The 24,081-nt window shown below is 52.3% G+C and carries 19 protein-coding genes and 1 pseudogene; all 20 read left to right on the plus strand.

From position 1 onward, the window contains the following. Positions 1–173: 173 nt before the first annotated feature. The 20 genes and pseudogenes from TMS3_RS12370 to TMS3_RS12460 all read left to right on the plus strand — a co-directional run bounded on the left by TMS3_RS12370 (position 174) and on the right by TMS3_RS12460 (position 24,077). Positions 174–1,445, plus strand: a complete 1,272-nt coding sequence (locus TMS3_RS12370; RefSeq protein ID WP_025165590.1) for a Wzz/FepE/Etk N-terminal domain-containing protein — start codon at positions 174–176, stop codon at positions 1,443–1,445. Positions 1,446–2,312: 867 nt separating this feature from the next. Then, on the plus strand, positions 2,313–3,602 hold the full coding sequence (locus TMS3_RS12375) for a Wzz/FepE/Etk N-terminal domain-containing protein (RefSeq protein ID WP_025165591.1): 1,290 nt from the start codon (positions 2,313–2,315) through the stop codon (positions 3,600–3,602). A 219-nt stretch (positions 3,603–3,821) separates the two neighbouring features. After that, a complete protein-coding gene (locus TMS3_RS12380; protein ID WP_025165592.1) occupies positions 3,822–5,375 on the plus strand; it encodes an MBL fold metallo-hydrolase in 1,554 nt (517 codons plus the stop codon). Between the two features lie 279 nt (positions 5,376–5,654). Continuing rightward, positions 5,655–6,175, plus strand: a pseudogene (gene rfaH / locus TMS3_RS12385) (transcription/translation regulatory transformer protein RfaH). A gap of 206 nt (positions 6,176–6,381) precedes the next feature. Next, positions 6,382–7,695 carry a UDP-N-acetyl-D-glucosamine 6-dehydrogenase gene (gene wbpA / locus TMS3_RS12390; protein ID WP_025165593.1) on the plus strand — a complete coding sequence of 438 codons (1,314 nt, stop codon included), beginning with the start codon at positions 6,382–6,384 and terminating at the stop codon, positions 7,693–7,695. 78 nt (positions 7,696–7,773) lie between these two features. After that, positions 7,774–8,724: a UDP-N-acetyl-2-amino-2-deoxy-D-glucuronate oxidase gene (gene wbpB, locus TMS3_RS12395; protein WP_025165594.1), complete on the plus strand. Its 951-nt coding sequence runs from the start codon at positions 7,774–7,776 to the stop codon at positions 8,722–8,724. 74 nt (positions 8,725–8,798) lie between these two features. Continuing rightward, positions 8,799–10,679, plus strand: coding sequence for an acyltransferase family protein (locus tag TMS3_RS12400; RefSeq protein ID WP_321163848.1), 1,881 nt, complete (start codon positions 8,799–8,801; stop codon positions 10,677–10,679). A 17-nt stretch (positions 10,680–10,696) separates the two neighbouring features. Then, positions 10,697–11,281 (plus strand): UDP-2-acetamido-3-amino-2,3-dideoxy-D-glucuronate N-acetyltransferase, encoded by a 585-nt coding sequence (gene wbpD, locus TMS3_RS12405; RefSeq protein WP_025165596.1) that lies wholly within the window; start codon positions 10,697–10,699, stop codon positions 11,279–11,281. Further along, positions 11,282–12,388, plus strand: coding sequence for a DegT/DnrJ/EryC1/StrS family aminotransferase (locus tag TMS3_RS12410; protein ID WP_025165597.1), 1,107 nt, complete (start codon positions 11,282–11,284; stop codon positions 12,386–12,388). It abuts the gene before it with no gap. A gap of 99 nt (positions 12,389–12,487) precedes the next feature. Continuing rightward, the gene (locus TMS3_RS12415) at positions 12,488–13,717 is read left to right on the plus strand and encodes a lipopolysaccharide biosynthesis protein (RefSeq protein WP_025165598.1); all 1,230 of its coding nucleotides are present in this window, start codon (positions 12,488–12,490) and stop codon (positions 13,715–13,717) included. Continuing rightward, complete coding sequence (gene hisH / locus TMS3_RS12420; RefSeq protein WP_025165599.1) at positions 13,714–14,325, plus strand: imidazole glycerol phosphate synthase subunit HisH; 612 nt, start codon at positions 13,714–13,716, stop codon at positions 14,323–14,325. Before TMS3_RS12415 ends, hisH begins: the two co-directional genes overlap by 4 nt. Next, a complete protein-coding gene (locus tag TMS3_RS12425) occupies positions 14,326–15,072 on the plus strand; it encodes an AglZ/HisF2 family acetamidino modification protein (protein WP_025165600.1) in 747 nt (248 codons plus the stop codon). It abuts the gene before it with no gap. Between the two features lie 83 nt (positions 15,073–15,155). Beyond that, positions 15,156–16,394 carry a hypothetical protein gene (locus TMS3_RS12430; RefSeq protein WP_152985498.1) on the plus strand — a complete coding sequence of 413 codons (1,239 nt, stop codon included), beginning with the start codon at positions 15,156–15,158 and terminating at the stop codon, positions 16,392–16,394. 48 nt (positions 16,395–16,442) lie between these two features. Beyond that, positions 16,443–17,594, plus strand: coding sequence for an N-acetyl sugar amidotransferase (locus tag TMS3_RS12435; RefSeq protein ID WP_029866321.1), 1,152 nt, complete (start codon positions 16,443–16,445; stop codon positions 17,592–17,594). 50 nt (positions 17,595–17,644) lie between these two features. Next, complete coding sequence (locus TMS3_RS12440) at positions 17,645–18,751, plus strand: glycosyltransferase family 4 protein (RefSeq protein WP_025165603.1); 1,107 nt, start codon at positions 17,645–17,647, stop codon at positions 18,749–18,751. A 16-nt stretch (positions 18,752–18,767) separates the two neighbouring features. Continuing rightward, positions 18,768–20,420 carry a D-glucuronyl C5-epimerase family protein gene (locus TMS3_RS24640; RefSeq protein WP_152985499.1) on the plus strand — a complete coding sequence of 551 codons (1,653 nt, stop codon included), beginning with the start codon at positions 18,768–18,770 and terminating at the stop codon, positions 20,418–20,420. A 143-nt stretch (positions 20,421–20,563) separates the two neighbouring features. After that, entirely contained in the window at positions 20,564–21,628 is a 1,065-nt protein-coding gene (gene wecB, locus TMS3_RS12445) for a non-hydrolyzing UDP-N-acetylglucosamine 2-epimerase (protein WP_025165604.1), read from the plus strand. 6 nt (positions 21,629–21,634) lie between these two features. Continuing rightward, a complete protein-coding gene (locus TMS3_RS12450; protein WP_029866322.1) occupies positions 21,635–22,867 on the plus strand; it encodes a glycosyltransferase family 4 protein in 1,233 nt (410 codons plus the stop codon). Further along, a complete protein-coding gene (locus TMS3_RS12455) occupies positions 22,864–23,460 on the plus strand; it encodes a sugar transferase (RefSeq protein ID WP_025165606.1) in 597 nt (198 codons plus the stop codon). The genes TMS3_RS12450 and TMS3_RS12455 overlap by 4 nt, the downstream gene beginning before the upstream one ends. After that, positions 23,457–24,077 carry an acetyltransferase gene (locus tag TMS3_RS12460; RefSeq protein WP_025165607.1) on the plus strand — a complete coding sequence of 207 codons (621 nt, stop codon included), beginning with the start codon at positions 23,457–23,459 and terminating at the stop codon, positions 24,075–24,077. The genes TMS3_RS12455 and TMS3_RS12460 overlap by 4 nt, the downstream gene beginning before the upstream one ends. The last annotated feature ends 4 nt before the right edge of the window (positions 24,078–24,081 follow it).

The raw sequence follows: 24,081 nt of genomic DNA on the forward strand, positions 1-24,081 counted from the left end.
CTGGATTCCTTCCGGCGGTGAACAAATTTGCCAGGTGATTGTCACACCCAGCTGGGTACAAGGGATGCACCTGCTACTACCTGTACAAGATGGGCAGAGCGTCCAAGGAAGGGGTTTAAAAGTGATCGCATGTCATGCGATAGACCTCTGTTTTGACGGACCCTAACCGACCTATGCGTGATCAACCACAGCAACCCACCTATAACGACGATGAAATCGATCTGGTCGAGCTACTCCAATCATTGTTCAGGCAAAAATATCTGATTTTAGCCGTCGCCTGCCTGATCACCTTGGGGGCGGCTGCCTATGCCTTCCTGGCCACGCCGCACTATAAGGTGCAGAGCGTGCTGCGTCCGGTGGATCGGGGCAGCCTCGATGAGCTGAACGGAACTGGTGTCTACGAGCTGACCCCGGGCGAGGCGTTGAGTCGCGCGGGGGCAGGGCTGTCCTCCTATGAGAACCGCCTTGCCTTTTTTCGTGACAATCAGGCGCTTTTTGGCGGATTGGTCACGCCGGGCCGTTCGTTGGAGCAGGCCTTTGAAGAGTTCAATCGTGCTGCGTTCACCATGCTGCAAGTCGATCCGAAGAAGCCGAACAGCTTGAGCGAGTTCGTCGGTATATCGCTGACTTACCCTCGGGGTGTGGAGGGTGTGGCAGTGGTCAACGACTTGGTTACCTACGTGCTGGAGGCTGAGCGGGAGCGAATTGCCTCCGATCTGAAAGTATTAATAGCCAATCGCTTGTTCAGCCTAGAGCAAAAAGTCGAAGCAGCGCGGGCCAGCTACGAGGCGAGCAAAGAGGCACAAATAGCCGCTCTGCTCGAGGCGGATGCTTTGCAGCGAGCCCAGTTGAAGGACGAGTTGCAAGCCTTGCGTGGCGAATTGAAAACGCGTCGAGAGAACCGGATCAAAAGTCTCGATGAAGCCATTCAGATAGCCGAATCACTTGGCATCGAGAAGCCCACCACCCCTTCGGCCATGGCTGATGCGCAGCGCCAGGGTCAGGTCGTGCGCACCGAAGTCAATAGCCGAGAGATTCCGCTCTACTTCATGGGCAGCGAAGCCTTGAAGGCCGAGCGCGAAGCTTTAAGCGCACGCCGTTCGGACGATTTCAGCGAACCACGGATTGCTGAGATCGAGACGGAGCTGGAGTTGCTCGGTAATAATCGGCAAGTGGAAATCCTCGAGAAGCGCCAGAATGAAGACCTCTACCTAAAGGATCTGGCGGAATGGCGCCAAGAAGCGGCTCAACTCAAAGGAATCAAGTTCGATACCAGCGGATTAAAGCTGGTTCGGCTAGACCAGCCAGCACTCGCACCACTCGCACCAATCAAACCGAAGAAAGCGCTTGTCATCGGCCTGGGCGGAGTCGCCGGCCTGATGCTTGGCGTCTTCGTAGCGTTGTTGCGCAACCTGATGCGACCCAGGCAAGCCGAAGAATCGTAGGGTGTACTCGCGCAGCAGCACGCCATTGACTCCCCACTTTCACGGGTCGCGTGACCTTATGTAGGAGGGCCGCGCCTGTTTCCGACGGGCTAGCGGCATTTCCCACATCCATGTGGGGCACGCGACCCGCGGCGATGGCGGACAACGTCCGCCTCAAAGCCAAAGCATCGCGACTGGGCGGCCCTCGTACAAGAGCGGCAGCCACCGCATTTGATCGTTCCCACGCTCCGAGTGGGTATGCCGCCCGGGACGCTGCGCGTCCCGACACACAACGTAGAGTGTCCTGGCCATGGTTACCACGCAGAACGCGGGGACCATCGAAAAATTCAACCGTGTAGCAAGCGGGAGTGCAGCAACATCGTAGCCGTACCAGCATGCCTTCCCTGTGGGAGCAGGCTTGTCTGCGAAAGCGATCTGGTAGGCACCGCCGATAGTATTGGACCTTACCTGTCGGTCGATGCTGTTCCCGGGGCAACGCTTTTGACCTGGGAGGATTACAAGCTGAGCTGGAGGACTTGTTCGGAGTCTTCGCAGCATTTCTGCGCCCCAAGCAAACCGAAAAATCGTAGGGCGTACTGCTTCGCGAGTACGCCCTACAGCCAAAGCCTCAGGGCGAGGTGACTATGATCTGCATCACAAAGTTCCCGTCCGTCTGTCAGTAACTCCAAATTGTTTGTCAAGACTTGTAATGTCGTACAGCGCAGGCACAATGCCGCGGAATCGCTGTCAGTGGCATGGGCGCAAGCCCTTCAAACCGTGTGCTCCTGCGCGAGTACCGGCTGAATCGGACAACAACAGACCTCCAAGGATCGTTGTCCCCCCCAGTGAGCGAATCAGTGACGCCCTTTTTGAAGATGGATCTTGACCGTGAATGCGATCTCCTCCCCGATACAACAAACCCCCAGTGATGAAATCGACCTGATCGCGTTATTTCACTCGCTCTGGGAACAGAAGCTACTGATAGCCTTAGTAACCATGCTGGTCGGCATGATGGCGGCGGCCTACGCCTTTCTGGCAACCCCTGAATACCAAGTGCAAAGCATACTGCGCCCGGCGGCGATCAAAGACCTCGATGCCTTGAATCGCACCGGTGTTTATGAGTTGACGCCCGCGCAAGCCATGCAGCGCGTCGGGGCTGTCCTGGAGTCTTATGGCAGCCGTCTGGAGTTTTTTCGTGCTAACCAGAGCCTGTTTGAGGCCTTGCGTCAACCCAACCGTAGCCTTGAGCAAACCTTCGAAAGCTTCAACCAGGAAGCTTTCAAGATGCTCCAGCCCGACCCGAAGAAAACCGACAGCCTGGGCGCCTATGTGGGTATTCAGTTGACCTATCCCAACAATGTCGATGGCGTTGCCTTCGCCAATGGTTTGGTTGAGTTTGCGCTGCAGTCGGAGCGCGAGCGGATATCTTCGGATCTGCAAACGCTGATCCAGAACCGCTTGAATCAACTCGAATCGAAAATGGCCGCGGCCCGCGCCAACTACGGCGCAAGCAAGGAAGCCAAGATTGCCACGTTGCTCGAAGCCGATAGCCTCAAGCGTGCCGAGTTGCAAGACGAGCTTAAAGCCTTGCGTCAGCAGCTGAAGACCCGCCGCGACAACCGCATCACCCAACTGGATGAAGCGATCCGCATCGCCAAGGCGCTGAACATCAGCAAACCCACCACGCCTTCCGCACTAGGGGAGGGTGAGCGGGTGGCGCAAGGTAGCGTGATCCGCACCGAGGTCAATAACCAGCAGATACCGCTCTACTTCATGGGCAGCGAAGCATTGGAAGCTGAGCGAAATGCACTGCTGCAACGCCGCTCCGACGACTTCACCGAACCGCGCATCGCGCAGATCGCCAAGGAACTACAACTGCTGACGCACAATCGGCAGATCGAAGTGCTCAACCAGCGTGAAAACGAAGACCTGTTCCTCAAGGACCTAGCCATCTGGCGTGAGGAGGCCGCACGTTTGCGCAACCTCAGTTTCGACGTAGCCGATCTCAAACTGGCGTCTATCGACCAGGTCGCCGTGGACCCTCTGCGCCCGATCAAACCCAAGAAGGCGCTGATCCTGGCATTGGGCCTAGTGCTCGGCGGTATGCTGGGTCTGTTTATAGCCCTGCTGCGTAATCTGTTGCGCCGTAACTCCCGCGCAAATAATCTGGCTATTTAAGCCGGGTGCCCTGCTAGGTTTTTTGTGGAAAATTTCTTCCGCAAAGTTATTGACCGAGCATCTGCGATCGTTGGGTGCGTGCATCGCGCCCAACACGGGTTCATGAAGCGAACAAGTTTTGCTCGTTATTTAGGCCGACACTTGGCCACAAGCAATGGACAGCGCCCGGCACGCTCCATCAGGTCGGTCATCGTTAATGGACTAACAGAGATCAATCAAGTGGATTACCCCGACATCCTGCACCATGGCACCAAAGATGGCGTCACCGGCTCCTGCCACCAGCTTCTGATGGACGCCCAGCACAGTCTTCTGATCGACTGCGGTCTGTTCCAGGGCGCGGAAACCTCGGCCGAAGGCAAATCCGGCGCCGATCGCCTGGCCATCGAGTTTTCCCTGGATACGATCAAGGCACTGATCGCCACCCACGTGCATATCGACCATGTCGGGCGCATTCCCTACCTGCTGGCCGCAGGCTTCAAGGGGCCAATCCTGTGCAGCGAACCATCGGCCAAACTGTTGCCCATCGTACTGGAGGATGCCTTCAAGCTTGGCTTCAGTCGCGATCAGAAACAAGTCGAGCGCTACATCAAACTGATCGAGCAGCGCATCATCGCTTTGCCCTACAAGACCTGGTTCACCCTGCAAGACACTGAGACGTTGATATGCCGCATCCGCTTGCAGCGCGCTGGGCATATCCTCGGCTCGGCCTATGTCGAGATCGATCTGCATTACCCCGAGTCCGGCGAGAAGAAACGTATCGTCTTCTCCGGCGATCTGGGGGCACCGCATGCGCCGCTGTTGCCCGCACCCAAGCCACCTTACCGTGCCGACATCCTGGTAATCGAAAGCACCTACGGCGACCGCCTGCACGAAGATCGGCGCACCCGGCGCAAGCGCCTGGAAGGCGTCATCGAACAAGCCCTGGCCAATAACGGAACCGTGCTGATCCCCGCCTTCAGCATCGGTCGCACCCAGGAACTGCTCTACGAACTGGAAGACATCATCCACAGCAAAAAACTCGATGCCACTCGGAATCCCCCTCTCCCCTCTGGGGAGACGACTGCATGGAGGCAGGAGGTAGGGCGAAGCAGGATGCCCGAGCCGAGGGCCGGGGTGAGGGGTAAAACTGGCAGCGACAGCAAAACCGGAACCAACTGGCCACAACTCCCGGTCATCCTCGACTCGCCCCTAGCCAGTCGTTTCACCCGGGTCTACCGCGAGCTGAAACCCTTCTGGGACAACGAAGCGCTGCAGCGCGTAAAGCAGGGGCGTAATCCGCTGGGCTTCGAGCAACTGCTGACCGTCGACAGCCACCAAGCGCACCTGGCCATGGTGCGCCACCTGACAGCAACCGCTCGTCCGGCCATCGTCATCGCCGGGAACGGCATGTGCAGCAGCGGTCGAATTGTCAATTACCTGAAAGCCATGCTCCACGACCCCCGACATGACGTACTCTTCATCGGTTACCAGGCGCAAGGCACGCCTGGCCGAGCCATCCAGATGTATGGAGGATGCGGTGGTTACGTGGATTTAGACGGAGAGCGCTACACGATTGGCGCAAAAATCAATACCATAGGCGGCTATTCGGCCCATGCAGACCAGAAAGGCCTGCTCGGTTTTGTGACGCGCATGCGCGACTGGCCCAGCCAGGTATGCATTGTCCATGGCGAAACCAGCGCCAAGCATGAACTCGGCGAGCGCCTCAAGGCACTCTACAGGCAGGCCCAGCGTAACGTGGAGCTGTTAATTCCGAGTGGAGCTAACGATGCTTGACTGTAGGCGCTAGCTTGTGACCCACACGGATGTGGGAAATGCGGTAAGCCGTAAACACCCGATTTTGTAGGAGCCAGCTTGCTGGCGATCCAGCAGGCCGCCACATAACCGGTGCCTGATTACACATATAAATGTGGCCTCAGCAGCCAAAAGTCCTTCCTACCCATCCCGACGGCTGGCTAGGCTGAAACGAATCCTGCACCCGGCCCAATCCAGCCAGCTGCACATAGGAGTGAACTGTCGGTCTGCAGATGCTGCGCCGATTTGCTTGTTACCCATATGAATGTAAGCGCTACGAATACCACCAGCATTGCAAGGACGGCCCCGGCCTGGTACCTCTCGCACTGCAAGCCTCGCCAGGATGAGCGTGCAGAAGAGAACCTGCTACGCCAGGGCTACCCCTGCTGTCGGCCGCAGCGCGGCTGTGAGCGGATCGTGCGTGGCCGTCGGCAAATCATCGCCGAATCGCTGTTCCCCGGTTATCCCTTCATTCAGTTGGCAGACGATGCCAACTGTGCTCCCCTGCGCTCGACCCGTGGTGTTAACCGCCTGGTAGGTTTCGGCGGCATGCCGCTGCGGCTCGACAACAGCTTGATCACGCACCTCCAACATCGCACGACAGCACCCGTTAAACCGGCCCTCGATGCTGGGGATAGTGTACGTATTACTGAAGGTTGATTTACCGAGCTGGACGCCATCTTCGTCGCTATAGATGGCGAGCAGCGCGTGCTACTGCTGCCCAACATGCTCAACCGCCAGCAACAAACAACATGCCGCTGGTGAGCATCGTCAAAAACTGAATAGACCTAGACATACGCCGAGTTCAAGGTACGCCCTGGCAACGCCAGTGAAATTTGAAGAGTGTGACGTTCTCAGGAAACCAACGGTAAACCCTGGGGCGGTAGCGAGTCTGATCCACTACTGCGCCTGAATATGGCGAAAACATACCCAAGCTTAAAGAACAGAACAACCCTTCCATCCAAGTTCGAAACACCGGAGTCCTTTGATGCCCCAGCAGAAACTCGCCAGCGTTAACAAGTTCAAAACCAAAGAAGCCCTCATTGGTATCGTAGGGCTCGGCTATGTCGGCCTACCCTTGATGTTGCGCTACAACGCTATTGGCTTTCGTGTGCTGGGTATAGACATTGATGAAAGCAAGGTTAGCAAGCTCAACGCCGGTCAGAGCTATATCGAGCATATCCCCGCTGATAAAATCACGGCTGCTCGCCAAAGCGGCTTCGAGGCCACTACCGATTTCCGCCGTGTCAGCGAGTGCGATGCACTGATTCTCTGCGTGCCGACGCCGCTGAATAAATACCGCGAGCCGGATATGAGCTTTGTGATAGACACCACCAACGCACTCAAACCGTACCTGCGTGCCGGTCAGGTCGTTTCGCTGGAGAGCACCACCTACCCAGGCACGACTGAAGAAGAGTTGTTGCCGCGCGTGCAGGAAGGCGGTTTGGTGGTCGGCGAATCCATCTTCCTGGTCTATTCGCCCGAGCGTGAAGATCCGGGCAACCCGGACTTCGAAACCCGTACCATCCCGAAAGTCATCGGCGGTCATACCCCAGCCTGCCTGGAAGTCGGTATTGCTCTGTACGAGCAGGCAATCGACCAGGTTGTATCGGTCAGCTCAACCAAAGCTGCGGAAATGACCAAGCTGCTGGAAAATATCCACCGTGCCGTCAACATCGGTCTGGTCAACGAGATGAAGATCGTTGCTGACCGTATGGGTATCGATATTTTTGAAGTGGTCGACGCCGCCGCGACCAAGCCGTTCGGTTTCACTGCCTACTACCCAGGCCCTGGCCTGGGTGGCCACTGTATTCCCATCGATCCCTTCTACCTGACATGGAAAGCCCGCGAATATGGCCTGCACACTCGTTTCATCGAGCTGTCCGGTGAAGTCAACCAAGCCATGCCCGAATACGTGCTGAGCAAGCTGATGGATGGTCTGAATGATAGCGGCAAGGCGCTGAAGGGCAGCAAAGTGCTCGTTCTTGGAATTGCCTACAAGAAGAACGTTGACGACATGCGCGAATCGCCCTCCGTGGAAATCATGGAGCTGATCGAGGCCAAGGGCGGCATCGTTGCCTACAGTGATCCGCACGTTCTGGTCTTCCCTAAGATGCGCGAGCACCACTTCGAGCTGAGCAGCGAAGCCCTGACGGCCGACAACCTCGCCAGCTTTGATGCTGTGGTCTTGGCCACCGATCACGATAAGTTTGATTACGATCTGATCAAGCAACATGCCAAGTTGGTCGTCGATAGCCGCGGCAAGTACCGCGCGCCGGCCCCGCATATCATCAAAGCCTGATCACGGCTCCCCCGATAAGATTGCCCGGCCGGTTCGATTAGTAATTTGCCGGGTATTGATGTAATTCAAGGAACACCTATGAAAAACTTCGCCCTGATCGGCGCTGCCGGTTACATTGCTCCTCGTCACATGCGCGCCATCAAAGACACCGGCAACGTGCTGGTCTCTGCCTACGACATCAACGACTCGGTCGGTATCATCGACAGCATCTCGCCGCAAAGCGAGTTTTTCACCGAGTTCGAACGCTTCCAGGAACACGCTTATCGCCTGAAGCGCGATCCGGCCAGCGCGCTCGACTATGTCGCCGTTTGCTCGCCCAACTACCTGCACCATTCGCATATCGTTGCCGGCCTGCGCCTGGGTTGCGACGTTATTTGCGAAAAGCCGCTGGTCCCCACCCCGGGAAACCTCGATGAACTGGCCTTGGTCGAGAGGGAAACTGGCAAACGCCTCTACAACATCTTGCAGCTTCGCCACCATCAGGCCATCCTCAATCTGAAAGACAAGGTCGCCCGCGAAAACAGCGAACATAAATACGATGTCGAGCTGACTTACATCACCTCGCGTGGCAAATGGTACATGGAGAGCTGGAAAGGCGATCCGCGAAAATCGTTCGGTGTGGCCACCAATATCGGTGTGCACTTCTACGACATGCTGCACTTCATCTTCGGCAAACTGCAGCGTAATGTCGTGCACTTCGTTTCAGAGTACAAAGCTGCTGGCTACCTGGAATACGAAAAGGCTCGCGTGCGCTGGTTCCTCTCCATCGACGCCAACGACCTGCCTGAGTCCGTGAAGGGCAAGAAGCCAACCTACCGTTCCATCACCGTCAATGGTGAAGAAATGGAGTTCTCCGAAGGCTTCACCGATCTGCACACCACCAGTTACCAGGAGATTCTCGCGGGTCGTGGTTACGGCATCGAAGATGCACGGCATTGCGTGGAGACGGTGAATACTATTCGTTCCGCTGCCATCGTCAGTGTACAGAACGATGAAGGTCATCCATTTCTGGTATCACTGACTAAGTAACGACAATCGAGGATGGCTTGGATTCTATAGCCATCCTTGCCGTGTCAATTAGAGCGATGGATTGAGTCGGTAACTTGAACAAGCAGAAAATAATCCCTGTGTCATCTATCAACTCCTCTGCAATGCTCGCTGAGAAAAACATCAGGCTGGATGTGCAAGGGCTGCGCGCTGTTGCTGTTCTGGCGGTTATCATCTACCACGTCAATAAAGCTTGGCTGCCATCCGGCTTCGTTGGGGTCGATGTTTTCTTTGTGATATCTGGTTTCATCATCACTTCCCTCATTGTTGGGAGGAAAGAAAATTTTGACTGGAAGGGATTTTACTGGGGACGTGTTAAACGAATTGCACCTGCGTATTTTTTAATGCTTGCAGTGGTAGCACTAGTTTCAGCGGTTCTCTTTCTACCTGCTGATTTCAAGTTTTTCAAAGATAGCCTTAAGGCTGCTTTAAGTTTTACAAGTAATTCGTATTTTGAAGGATTTGGAAGTTATTTTGCACCAAGAGCGCATGAGTTGCCCCTTCTTCATACGTGGTCGCTGGCCATTGAAATGCAGTTTTACCTTTTTCTGCCAGTACTTGTTTGTTTTTTGCCGGCTAGGTTGCTCAGACCTGTATTCGTTTTGTTGGGCATAGGTTTATTAGCTTGGTCTGAGTATAAACTTTTCAATAAGAGTGAACAGGCAGTCTATTTTTCGCTTGTTGCTCGTTTCCCCGAATTTTTGATTGGCGCGTTTGTGGCGTTACTACCTCCCAAGAACAGCCTGCCAATGCGGTATAAATCGTTAATAGGGGCGGGCGGTGCGCTATTATTAGCTCTGAGTGTTGTATTTATTGATGTGCAGCATTTTCCCGGAATGTGGACGCTACTTCCGTGCATAGGTACTGCGTTGCTGATCGCGGCGCGTCACGGGCCGGTCAGTACGCTACTTGCTGCAAAGCCGATGGTGTGGGTGGGTGGTGTTTCATACTCGCTTTATTTGTGGCATTGGCCAATTTTGGCATTCATTCGCTATTACACAGGCCAATATGAGCTCCAGATGGTTTGGTTGGCGGTATTTGTAATTAGCTCTTTGGTAGTTGCCTGGCTTTCCTATCGCTGGGTGGAATTACCAGTAAGGCATGTTCAGGGGATCCGTACGGTACAGAAAAAAATGCTGGCCATTGCTGTTTGTGTTTTTGCTGTGATAGGTGTTTCAAAAGAAGTAAATGTAGCTGTCGTAGATAAATTGCCAGTAGAAATGACCCGCTATGCTCCAAGTGATGAGATCTGTCATGGAAAAGTGGTGGGTGACTGCACGCGAGGCTATCCAGGTTCAAGCCCTAGGGTGTTGGTTATTGGTGATAGCCATGCGGCTCAGTTGAATTATTTTTTTGATGCGGTTGGCGTAAAAAATGAAATGGCGTTCCGTGTGATTACGGCAAGTAGTTGTGTGCCGATAACCGGTTTCGATGTAGAGCGCCTTCCGCTGTGGGCTCAAGATAGTTGTCGCTCTCAGATAGAGACGGTTGACGCGCTCATGGCAGAGGCCGACGTAATTGTTCTCGCTGGAATGTGGCAGTATCAAACCCAAAGCGATGAATTTATGCTAGCTTTTTCTCGGTTTATTGAGGCGGCTGCAGAGCAAAACAAAAGAGTTTTTGTTTTGGCACAAATCCCGATGTTTGACACCAATTTTCTTCGTATTCATCGTTTTATTGCGCTCGGACTACCAGTGCAGGTAACTCAGAACAACGAATGGAAATCTGCAAATTCAAAAATTGAAGCGGCTGTTCATGATGTATCCAGTGCTCAATTTTTAGATTTTTCTGAAAGCGAGTTTTTTGCAAGTGCACCGTTTGAAAATAATCTTTTGATATACCTCGATAATCATCATCTGAACGAGTCGGGGGCGCGTCGATACGGGCAGTATGCGGCTAGTTTTTTTCAGAAAAATTTACTGAAGATTGACAATTAACTTGTAGGTCTTAAATCATGTCTTATTATCAGCACTCCAGCTCCATCATCGATGATGGCGCCCAGGTCGGCGAAGGCTCACGTGTTTGGCACTTTGTCCACGTCTGTGGCGGCGCGCGCATCGGCAAGGGCGTGTCCCTCGGTCAAAACGTCTTCGTCGGCAACAAAGTCGTGATCGGTGATAACTGCAAGGTGCAGAACAACGTCTCGGTGTACGACAACGTCACTCTCGAAGAGGGCGTGTTCTGTGGGCCAAGTATGGTGTTTACCAATGTGTACAACCCGCGCTCACTGGTCGAACGCAAGGATCAGTACCGTGACACCCTGGTAAAGAAAGGCGCCACCTTGGGCGCCAACTGCACCATCGTTTGCGGTGTAACCATCGGTGAGTTCGCCTTCGTCGGTGCAGGTGCGGTAGTCAATAAGGACGTACCAGCCTATGCCCTGATGGTGGGTGTACCGGCACGCCAGATTGGTTGGATGAGCGAGTTCGGCGAGCAACTGACCTTGCCGGTGGCCGGGGAGGGCGAAGTTGCCTGCCAGCACACTGGTTCTCGTTATGTATTGAATGGCACAACCCTGAACAAAGTGGATGCGCAATAAATGATCGAGTTCATCGACCTCAAAACCCAACAAGTCCGTATCAAGGACAAGATCGACGCTGGTATTCAGCGCGTATTAGCCCATGGCCAGTACATCCTCGGCCCGGAAGTGGCCGAACTGGAAGAAAAGCTTGCCTCCTTCGTCGGTGCCAAGTATTGCATCACTTGCGCCAACGGCACCGATGCACTGCAAATTGCGCAAATGGCTCTAGGGATAGGTCCCGGCGATGAAGTCATCACGCCAGGATTCACCTACATCGCCACCGCTGAAACCGTGGCCTTGCTCGGTGCCAAGCCAGTCTATGTAGACATTGATCCGCGCACCTACAACCTCGACCCGCAACTGCTTGAGGCGGCCATTACCCCGCGTACCAAGGCGATCATCCCGGTGTCGCTGTATGGCCAATGTGCTGACTTCGATGCGATCAACGCTATTGCCTCCAAGTATGGTATTCCGGTGATAGAGGATGCCGCGCAGAGTTTCGGTGCCACCTACAAGGGCAAGCGCTCTTGCAACCTGACTACCATTGCCTGCACAAGTTTCTTCCCCAGCAAGCCTCTAGGCTGCTATGGCGATGGGGGTGCGATTTTCACCAACGACGACGAACTGGCAAAAGTTCTGCGGCAGATTGCTCGGCACGGTCAGGATCGCCGTTATCACCATATTCGGGTTGGTGTGAATAGCCGGCTTGATACGTTGCAGGCGGCGATTTTGCTGCCGAAGTTGGAAATCTTCGAGGAGGAAATCCAGCTGCGGCAGCAGGTCGCAAGCAGTTACGTCACTCTTCTGGATGAAGCCGGTATCGTCGCGCCCTTCATTGAGGTGCACAACCAGAGTGCATGGGCACAGTTCACCATCCAGTTGGGAAATCGTGAATTGGTTCAGGAACGTCTGAAGCTTGTTCGTGTTCCGACGGCTGTTCATTACCCCATTCCCCTCAACCGCCAGCCAGCGGTCAGTGACGCGCATGCGAGTCTTCCTGTTGGGGATGCCGTTGCCAACCGAGTGATGAGCCTGCCAATGCACCCTTATATTTCTACAGATCAGATACATATGATTGTAGCGCGGCTGATTGAAATAATGGATGGGGCGAAAAGTTGCAGGTAATTACACCACTAATTGTGGGAGTACCTTTTCGTTTGTTTAGGCTCTCTGCGCAAGCATCAACAGCCTTCTTGAATAGCCGTTTACATCAGGCCTTGGCTAATGAGTAGCTACTGGAAAAGCGTGGCTTCGGTGCTGACGGGTACTGCCCTAGCCCAGATTATTCCGATTATCGGGTCGCTGGTAATTGCTCGGCTATACGCGCCAGCCGAGTTTGGCGTGTTCTCGGCCTGGCTCGGTATAGTGCTGCTGCTTGGCGTGGTGTTGACTGGTCGTTTTGAAACGGCTCTAGCGGTCGAGGTTGACGGGGAACCACGCCGGCTCGCCGTCGTTTCTACGTTGGCCACAGCATGCCTGGTGGCCTGCGCTGCCGCCATCTTGCTCGCTATAGGAGCGGTGTTTGCGCCTGGCGTGATCGATGATTTTCCATCTGTGTTGATTGTCGCGTCGGTGCCGACTGCACTGGCTATCGCTGCCGCACAAACCTGGCAATCCTGGGCTGCAGCAGAAGGTAGCTATCGTCAACTGTCGCTGATGCGCATCGCGCAGGCAGGGGCGGTTACGTTGATTCAGATCATCGCGGGGGTATTCCACGCGTCCGCCGACACGCTCGCCATTGCACACCTTCTGGGCGTAATTGTCGGACTCGCTTGTTCAGCTTACCTGATGCCTGCCGGCACCTTTCCCGTCGGTCAATCCATCGGGACGATCCGAAGTTTCTGGAGCCGTCAACGCCGTTTTCCGTTGTTGTCATTGCCTGCAGATGCGATCAATACGGCAGCGGCCCAGTTGCCGCTCCTGATCGTGGCCAGTCGATTCGGTGCGGAAACCGCCGGACTCTTGGCCATGACCATGCGGATATTGGGTGCACCAATCGGCCTGCTCGGTAAATCGGTGCTCGATGTTTTCAAGCGCCATGCTGCCACCAGTTTCCGGGAGCGCGGTGAATGCCGTAGCGACTACCTCCGAACCTTCAAGGTGCTGGCGTTTGGCTCGCTTGCCTTCTGCGCAGTAATGGTCTTGGCTAGTGAATCGCTGTTTGCGCTGGCTTTCGGCGAAGATTGGCGTGGTGCCGGCACGATCGCCGTTTGGTTGCTACCCCTTTTCGCTCTGCGATTTATTGCCAGCCCGCTGAGCTACATGGTTTACATCGCGGGCAAACAACATGTGGATTTGTTCTGGCAGATCGCCTTGTTAGGCATGACCGTCACCAGCCTGAGCATTCCGAGTAATCATCAGCTTGCGCTGCAGACATACAGTGCTGGATACAGCATGCTCTACGTTATCTATCTTGCAATGTCGTATCGTTTCAGCCTGGGAGTAAGAAGTTGATTGCAATCATCGACTACGACATCGGAAATATCGCCGCAGTGGCCAACATGCTGCTGCGACTCGGGGTCCGATGCACGATCACTGCTCAACCGGAAGAGGTCGAGCACGCCGAGCGTATCATCCTGCCGGGCAATGGTTCGTTCGATGCCTGTATGCAGAACCTCCGTGCAAGCGGACTGATACCCGTGCTGGAGCGCAAGGTACTCGAACAAGGTACGCCATTGCTGGGTATTTGCGTTGGCGCGCAGATGCTTGGCAGCGAAAGTGCCGAGGGAACAGAGCGAGGACTTGGCTGGCTTGACATGCGTGTTCGCCGCTTCCCAGAGATTCCCAATCTGCGCGTACCTCACATGGGCTGGAACCAGGTGCGGCCGAGCTCAGTTAGTCATCGCCTGACTCGGAACATGGAGGCCGAGGCGCGCTTCTACTTCGTGCATAGCTACTACATGGAGCCGGCCGATCCTGATGACATTCTTCTGCTCGCGCACTACGGTATTGACTTCGCAGCGGGCGTATCGCGCGGGAACATCTCAGGTGTTCAATTCCACCCCGAGAAGAGCCATCGCTTTGGCAAGCAACTTCTCGCTTCGTTTGTGAAAGGTGATTGAATGTACCGTGCACGTGTCATTCCTTGCTTGCTCATTCGCGGTAACGGACTAGTGAAGACCCGGAAGTTCAAGGAGCCGGTATACGTCGGCGACCCAATCAACGCGATGCGAATTTTCAGTGACAAGGAGGTCGATGAGATCGTCGTCCTCGATATCGATGCATCGCGCGAAGGTCGGGAACCCAACTATGCGCTGATCGAGGAAATGGCTGGCGAGGCCTTTATGCCGATGGCCTATGGCGGTGGTATCCGCAACCTCGAGCAGGTACGTCGGCTGATTCGCTCAGGGATCGAGAAGGTCGTCATCAATACGGCCGCGATCGAATCAACGGATGTCATTCGCGAAGCCGTAGATATGTTTGGCAGCCAGGCGGTCGTCGGCGCTGTGGATATCAAGAAGACCCTGTTCGGCGGGTATCGTGTGGTCACTAAGTCAGCGACTATCGATGCCAAGATCGGTCTCGATGAGCACATACAGAACCTGATTTCGGCAGGTGTAGGTGAGATATTCCTCAACAATGTGGATCGCGACGGCATGATGGCGGGCTATGACGTGCAACTCATCCGCAGTATCACGCAGAAGGTGAATGTCCCTGTCGTGGTCTGTGGCGGCGCCGGCACCGTAGAGCATCTTTCACAGGCGGTTAGTGAGGGCGGTGCCTCAGCAGTCGCCGCGGGGAGTATGTTTGTATTTCACGGCAAGCACCGAGCTGTGCTAATTAATTATCCTAAGAACATCGACTTCTAGTACGGACTATTAATTAAATGTCATCATCATTCGCTCGTGGAGGTGCTTTGAGTTGCCTCTTTCTCCTAGCCGCTGGCCTTCTCATGGCTTACAACTTTCAGCTGGCCGAAACGAACGAATATATGGGGTATCGTACGTTTTCTATCGACTTGCCTTACGTAATAGCGTTGATAACGGCGATATTTTTCATAGGCATGTTAATGCCGGCGGCAATCCGAAGGCCATCGGATTTCTTTACCCTTCTGTATGGGTTATTTGTACTTTTACCATATGTAACACTTTTTCCGATCCGAAATCCGGTATCGCTTCAGGACTTCATGCTTTTTTTCTCTGCCCTCGCTGGGCCATTCTTTGTAGTTCGTATAGTGAGCGTGGTTATCCCGCCTCTGAGAGTCCCGGGATTAATCACCCAAAAGGCACTTGTTTTTCTACTAGCCTTCCTCTGCGTTACAGGCATGTTCCTCGCGTTATCGAGCCCGACAGCCTCGGCCGGTTTTGACCTGGCAACGTCCTATGAACGCAGAATTCAAGGCAGAGATGTTTTCTCTGCCGGTACGCCTTTGGCATATTTGAATGCTGCGATTGTAAACGGCTTCGCGCCTTTCTTAGCCTTTGTCGCAGGTTGGCAACGGCGGGCTTGGTTGTTAGCTTTTTCCCTGTGTTGTGGACTTACTTTTTTCTATCTTCTTGGTCTCAAGGCACCACTTCTATTCATCGCCGTCGCTTCGGTAATTGGTTACTCTGCACGTAGGGGGAAAGTCCATGCAATGGTGAGGACGATCTACATTCTCTTGTTCACGGCATTCATATTGTTTCTTTTTGAGTACTTTTTTTTCGGTTACTCCCTTGTTGGCGACTATTTTATTCGTCGTGCGTTTAGTGTCCCTGCTTGGCTGAGCTCTGCGTATTTCGAATTTATGACGTTGGGCTCAACGCCTGCTTGGCTGCCGCTGCAGGGCATAAGCTCACCGGACCCCATCACTTTCCTCGTCGGTGAAGGGTTTCTCGGCTTCCCTGGCTTGAACGCCAACACCAACGCATTTATCTACCAACTCGCAGCGGGAGGCATTCCCATGTATGCACTCACAATCCTGCTTGTTGCGTGCGTCTTTGCTCTGCTCGACGCAACCTATGCATGCAGGCAAAATCCCGCCTTGGTGTATCTCGGTTTCTCCTACGCAATTTTGCTCACCGAGCAAGCGGCTACAACCGCGCTGGTATCTTCTGGCATTGGTATGCTTGTCATGCTTGTGGTTTTTTCAGGCGCCGGCGAACGAACCAATGCGCGCTCCTGCTCCCATCATAGGCTCGTCGAACCCTGACAAGTCTTCCCCACTCATTTCTACCGAATAAACTCTGGGTAACCTACTATGCGAACGCTTACCACCAAAGCCCAAATATGCAGCCGATGCGTGATGGATACTTCTGATCCAGAAATCACCTTCGATGCAGACGGCGTTTGCAATCACTGTATCGAATTCGACACTGTCACCCTCCAGAACTGGTTTCCCAATGAGGAAGGTGCTGCGCGTTGGGCCGCTACTGTCGAGCAGATCAAGGCTGCAGGTCGCGACCAGGAGTACGACTGCATCCTTGGCTTGAGTGGAGGCGTTGATAGCTCCTATCTAGCGATCAAGATTCACGAATGGGGCTTGCGTCCTCTCGTCGTCCACGTCGACGCCGGGTGGAACAGCGAACTTGCGGTGGCCAATATCGAGGCACTCGTCAAGCACTGCAATTACGACCTGCATACCCACGTCGTGGACTGGGAAGACATGCGCGATCTGCACCTGGCGTATCTGCGTGCGGGTATCGCCAACCAGGACGTACCTCAGGATCACATCTTCTTCGCGAGCCTCTACCACTTTGCCACCAAAAATGGGATTCGCTACATCCTCTCTGGCGGTAATCTCGCAACCGAGGGGATATTCCCGAAAGCTTGGCATGGCAGTGCCATGGATGCGATCAATCTCAAAGCGATTCAGCGGAAATATGGTGAGCGCAAGCTGCACAGCTATAAGACGATCAGCTTCTTCGAGTATTACATCTGGTACCCGTTTGTTAAGAAGATGCGCACCGTCCGCCCATTGAACTATATGCCTTACGACAAAACCAAGGCTCTTGAGGAGTTGCAACGAACCGTTGGATACAAGCCTTATGCGCGCAAGCACGGCGAATCACAGTTCACCAAGGTGTTTCAGAATTACTATCTTCCCGAAAAATTTGGCTATGACAAACGGCGCCCGCACCTATCGAGCCTCATCGTTTCGGGGCAAATGACCCGGGATGAGGCGATGGCCAAGCTTGCCGAACCGCTTTACGACGCCGACGAACTTGAGATTGATATCGCCTACTTTTGCAAAAAACTGCGGATTACGCGCAGCCAGTTCGATGAACTGCTGAAAGCTCCCGTACATAGGCACAACGAATTCCCAACGTGGGAAGGTCGCTATCGGTTGCTCAAGGGTATGCAGTCAATGCTGGCCCGTATTACCGGGCGACGAATCCGGATTTACTCCTGATCCAATCCCGTTCATGAATTTCGATAGCGTCCTTTGCTTGCGAGTTATCAATGAAAGTTTGCCATCTCACGTCAGTCCACTCTCGTTACGACACTCGGATTTTTCTCAAGGAATGCCGCTCCCTCGCCAATGCAGGCTACGAGACAGCATTGGTAGTCGCCGATGGTAAAGGTGACGAAGCGCGGGATGGAGTACGTATCCATGACGTAGGTCCCGCAAAGGGAAGGATTGACCGAATCCGAAACGTGACTGCTCGGGTTTTAAATAAAGCAATTTCTATCGATGCGGATATCTATCACTTTCACGATCCAGAACTTATCCCCTCTGGGTTGAAGTTAAAACGCATGGGTAAACATGTGATTTTCGATGCACATGAAGATGTGCCGAAGCAGTTGCTGAGTAAGCCGTACTTGAATAAACCACTTAGGATTATACTTTCCTGGGTGTTTGGGGTTTATGAGGCTTGGGCTTGCAAACGATTCGATGCTGTCGTTACCGCTACGCCGTATATTCGGGATAAATTTCTTGCAATTAACAAAAATTCAGTAGATATCAATAATTTTCCCTTGCTAGGCGAGTTGGTTGTTGGGGAGGTAGATTGGTCTCGGAAAAGAAATGAGGTTTGTTATATTGGTGGTATTGCCAGTATTAGGGGGATTCGTCAAGTTGTCCAAGCAATGGCGGCTATAAAAAGTGACGCAAGACTGCAGTTGGGGGGGTGCTTCTCTGAACAGGCTGTTGAGTGTGAGCTAAAGGCACAATCAGCTTGGAGTAAAGTGGATGAGCTTGGCTTTGTTAGTCGTGAAGGTGTGCGTGATATATTGGATCGCTCTGTAGCTGGAATAGTTACTTTCTTACCCCTTCCCAATCATATCGATGCTCAGCCTAATAAAATGTTTGAGTATATGAGTGCTGGTGTGCCCGTCATATGCTCGGACTTCCCTCTATGGAAGGATATAATAAGCGGAAATGATTGCGGTCAGTGCGTTGATCCTTCAAACCCCATGGCGATTGCTCGTGCAATCGATTATTTTATTGAGAATCCCGCAATTGCAAAAAATATGGGCGAGAATGGTCAGGCTGCCGTGCGTAGGAAGTATAATTGGTCCGCTGAGGAGAAAAAGCTTTTCTCTGTATACATAAGTATTTGTGATTAATTTAGGGGTGGCGTATATGACTGTTAGTTTGGGTTTAAAGCCGTTATGGCTAAAGTCAATTGTTTTTGTTTTGATTGTTTTCGTTTTTCAATTTTCCCATGTTGAGCGGGCGCTATCTGCTTCTGAGCCTGAGCCCGATCCCTTCACGCCTTTTGCGAGTGCATCTGAATACGCTTCGCCACCCTATGGTATTGGAGAGGATGGCATTTTATACTTTGACTATGGTAGTCGCTATAATGGTTTAGGGAAGTATAATAATCCAACATTTGTTGCCTCATATGCTAATGCGCTTTACCGGGATTATCTGATCAGTAGGGATGAAGGACTAAAGGATAAATTTATTAAGCAGGTGGATTATCTTATTTCTTCCTCTGAGTCGGATAGTCAAGGAAGTTACTGGCCTTATCCATTTGAAAATCATCATTATGCTGCTCCCTCGGGCTGGTATTCGGGGATGACGTCAGGGCGGGTGCTCGGTGTGCTTTCTCGTGCGCACTATGTGACCAAAGATAGTAAATATTTAGAGTTTGCAAAGAGGGTTTTAAATAAATTAAGTTTGCCGATGGAAGTGGGGGGGATGACAACAAGTGATGGGCGCGGGCTATGGATCGAAGAGGTTGCACATTCTTCTATTGAAAGCTATAAGGTTCTTAATGGTCACATATTTGGACTTAGTGGCCTGTTATCTTACGCTAACTATACAAGTGATCCAGCAGCAGCTGCATTTGCGGAGAGAGCTATCGAAGCTGTGGCAAATTCGTTAGGCAATATTGATTCAGGTTTTATGTCGTATTATAGTGAAAATGTACCATCTGGAAGGTTGAGGTTTTTTGCTGAGCGTGGCGGTTATAATGTGATTCACGTGAGTCAAATGCTTTGGCTATATTCTTTAACTGGGCTAGGTGTTTACTTAGAAAAAGCGATGAGGTTTCAAGGGTACGAGATTTTCGAGCCTAAAATTTCGGCGTCGTTTTCGACCAATGCGAAAACAAATGGACCGGATCGCATGAATATGACTTTTGGGAACAATTATTGGTCGTCCTATAAGTTTCCGGTCGATATTGAAATGGATCTTGGTCAAGAACATGTGCTCCAAGGTTTTGTAATTCTTGGGCATACACCTGAATCCTCACCTATGGACTATTATTTTGAGGTTTTCAATGGTAAGGCTTGGAAGGGGGTGGCAAGGAGCACTAATAATTCAGCGCAAAGACCAGTCATTAAATTTACGCATGATGTTGTAGCTTCTTCGGTAAGGCTTCGTATCTTCTCCGATAATGGTAATCGGTCAGTCGCACTAGATGGAATAGGCCTGCTTTTAAAAGATAATTTTGAGCCTTTAATCGACTTTGCGAACTATACTTCCAATGTGAGAAAACTTTTTGATTCTGATCCTCATACCGGTATTCTCCTAAAAAATAGTGGTTTTATTGTTCTTCCATCAAAAAAATATAGCACGCAAATTTCTGTTAAAGGGGATTTTATTAACCCTTCAGATATTACGATACATGGATCGAATGATCTTGCGGCTTGGGATGGCGTTGAGTACAAGATTTCTGTTGGTGATGGACAGGTTGATTATCGGTTTTCTGAGCAAAAGTATAAGTTTTATAAACTAGATTTTTCTAGTACTTATGCTTCGCGTCTTGGAGAGGTCGGGCTTTTATAGTGTCGGTGTTTTGACGGGATTAGTTGTTTTTTACTTTCTGTATGGTGCCGGTTGTTCTGCAATTAATTTTTGCCTGTTTTGCTGGTTGATCTGAAGGAAGTGGTGAAGGGGCTTTTAATGATTTTTTATGTCAGGGGTGTCAAGTGAGTATCTTAACCATAATTGGCGCTAGGCCGCAGTTTATCAAGGCGAGTGTTGTATCAAGGGCGATTGTGGCGCAAGGGGGGCTTTCTGAGATAATTATTCATACCGGCCAGCACTTTGATGCCAATATGTCAGATATTTTCTTTGATCAATTGGGTATTCCGCGGCCTAATTATAAATTAGATATTCATGGCGGTTCGCACGGTGAGATGACCGGGCGGATGTTGGCAGAGGTCGAGCAGGTGATGCTCAAGGAAAAGCCTGACCGTGTCCTGGTTTATGGTGATACCAATTCAACATTGGCAGGAGCTTTGGCTGCGGCCAAGTTACATATCCCGGTTGCGCATATCGAGGCAGGGTTGCGAAGTTTTAATATGTGCATGCCTGAGGAAGTCAACCGGATTCTCACCGATCAGGTGAGTGACATTCTATTCTGCCCTACCAAGACGGCAGTTGATAATCTGGCGCGCGAGGGGTTTTCGGATAAGCCAGTTCAGGTCTTGAATGTCGGCGATGTGATGCAGGATAGTGCGTTGTTTTTTGCCCAGCGTGCAACCGCGCCACGTGGGTTTCATTTGTCCGATGGTTTTGTCCTCACGACATTGCATCGAGCGGAAAATACCGACGACCCTGCTAGACTGGCGGCGATAGTTGGCGCGTTGAATACGATCCACGCGACTGTTGCGCCCGTAGTATTGCCACTGCACCCTCGCACCAGAATGGCTATTGCCAAGGCTGGTTTATCCCTCGATGTGTATGTTGTCGAGCCTGTTGGGTATCTGGAGATGATCTGGCTGTTGCAGCGCTGTGGCTTGGTATTGACTGACAGCGGCGGCGTACAGAAGGAGGCATTTTTCTTCGGTAAGACTTGTGTGACTATGCGTGATCAAACTGAATGGGTGGAGCTGATAGATGTAGGGGCTAATGAATTGGTTGGCGCAGACCAAGCTAATATCGTTGCCACTGTCACTAGGCGCCATGGTCAGAAAGTTGAGGATCAGCACCAGCTCTATGGTGGTGGGCAGGCTGCGGAACGTATTGCCCAGTACTTGAGCAGTAGATAAATTCTCATGTCTACAAAGACTATTTGGTTAATTAACCAGTATGCGTCGACACCTGAAACCGGAATGGGAGGGCGGCATTATTATTTGGCGCGTGAACTGGCCAAGCAGGGGTATAGCGTCTATTTGATTGCAGCCAGTTACACACACTTGCTCCGTCATCCACCGGCTGTTGATCGGGCCTATGAAATCCATTCAATTGAAGGATTCAATTTTGTTTGGGTGAGAATGCCGAGCTATCCTGAGGCACACAGCAAAAAACGTATTTTTAATTGGTGCAGTTTCTCTTGGAAGCTGCGTGGGCTCAAGAGCGTTATTTCAGATCATCCAGATGCGGTCTTATATTCATCGCCGTCTTTGATTGGTTTTTTAGGGGCAAAATATTTGGCGGGGTACTATAGCGCTCGTTTGGCTTTTGAGGTCCGTGACATATGGCCTCTTACCTTGGTTGAGCTTGGCGGGTATTCGCCAAAACATTTATTCATTCGCTTCTTGCAGTGGGTAGAGGATAAGGCATACCGAGAGGCTGATTTTGTTCTTTCTAATCTCAAAAATTCCGTTACTCACATGGTCGCTAGGGGCATGCCTCGGGATAAATTCTCTTGGATTGCTAATGGTTTTTCCATGGATGAGGTCGCTGAAAAACAAGGCTTGAGCCAGGCTACTTTCGAGCAGTTACCTGATGGTAAGTTTGTTGTGGGCTATGCGGGAACCCTTGGATTGGCCAATGCGTTAGACTCACTGGTTCAGGCCGCTGACATATTAAAGGATAATCTTGATATCGCGGTGGTCTTGGTTGGTAGCGGAAAGGAAAAAACTAACCTTAAGCGGTTGGTCGGAGAAAAGAACCTTTCTAATGTTTACTTTGTAGACGCCATTCCTAAAGCGAAAATTCAATCAGTGCTGAGTCGTTTTGATGTGTGTTTTATTGGTTTGACAGGCGATCCGCTGTTCAGGTTTGGTGTGTCACCAAATAAGTTATTTGATTATTTCTATTCGGCGAAACCTATCATTTATGCTATTGAGTCGGGTGAGTATACACCGGTGACTGATAGCCAGTCTGGTATTCAGATTCCAGCAGAAAATCCTAAGGCTATTGCTGATTCGATTCTGAAGCTTTACCAAATGTCGGCCTCTGAGCGTGAAGCCTTGGGTAACAACGGTCGTCGTTATGCGCAGGAAAATCATGAATATGGAAACTTGGCAAAAAAATTAGCCCAGGCTCTATTTGGTGACAAATGATCAAGCGCCTATTTGATATTGTCGCCTCCGCTTGTGGTTTATTACTTCTCGCGCCAGTTATTGCCGTGGTCGCTTGGCAGATTCGCCGCAAACTTGGTTATCCTGTGCTGTTCCGCCAGGTGCGTCCTGGCCTGAATGGCAAGCCCTTTGAGATGATCAAGTTCCGTACCATGCGCGATGCTGTGGATGCGGCAGGTAACCCACTGCCGGATTCCGCGCGCATGACGCCGTTTGGCAGTTTTCTGCGCTCCAGTAGCCTGGACGAGTTGCCAGAATTATGGAATGTGCTCAAAGGCGACATGAGCCTGGTTGGCCCGCGTCCGCTGCTGATGGAGTACATAACGCTTTACAGTCCCGAGCAGTATCGGCGCCATGAGGCGCGCCCCGGAGTGACAGGTTGGGCGCAAATCAATGGTCGCAATGCCTTGAGCTGGGACGAGAAGTTCAAGTTGGATGTCTGGTACGTGGACAATCGTTCATTATGGCTGGATCTGAAAATCATCTTCCTGACCATCAAAAAAGTGGTTGTACGCGATGGCATCAGCGCGGAAGGGGAGGCGACCATGACCAAGTTTACCGGCGGAAAGTCGTGATGAAACTGGCCATCTTAGGTGCTAGCGGGCATGGCAAGGTGGTCGCTGATACCGCGGAGTGCTGTGGTTGGCAGTCCATCGAGTTCTTCGATGATGCATGGCCAGGGCTGCAAAACAATAGTATTTGGTCGGTTGTGGGCGATACGGCCGCTTTGATGAGACGGTTAGCTGACTTTGATGGCGTTGTGGTTGCTATTGGCATTAATTGCATCCGTCTCGCGAAGCTACTCGAGTTGCGGGCGGTGGGGGCTCGCCTGATAACACTGATTCATCCCGCGGCAACTGTCAGCCGCTACGCTGATATTGGTGAGGGTACGGTGATCTTCGCAGGCGCGGTGGTTAATGCCGAAGCTCATTTAGGTATGGGCGCCATTCTGAATACCGGCTGTAGCATTGATCACGATTGCGTGTTGGGCGATGCGGTGCATATCAGCCCTGGTGCGCGGCTAGCGGGTGGAGTGCTAGTGGGCGATTTGAGCTGGATTGGTATCGGTGCCAGCGTGCGTCAACAGCTCCGTATTGGTCAGCGGGTGATGGTGGGTGCTGGTTCTGCGGTCGTCAGTAACATTCCGAACGATGAAACTGTGGCTGGCGTGCCGGCCAAAAGGATGAGGTAACCAG

It is taken from the genome of Pseudomonas taeanensis MS-3, assembly GCF_000498575.2.
GTDB lineage: Bacteria > Pseudomonadota > Gammaproteobacteria > Pseudomonadales > Pseudomonadaceae > Aquipseudomonas > Aquipseudomonas taeanensis.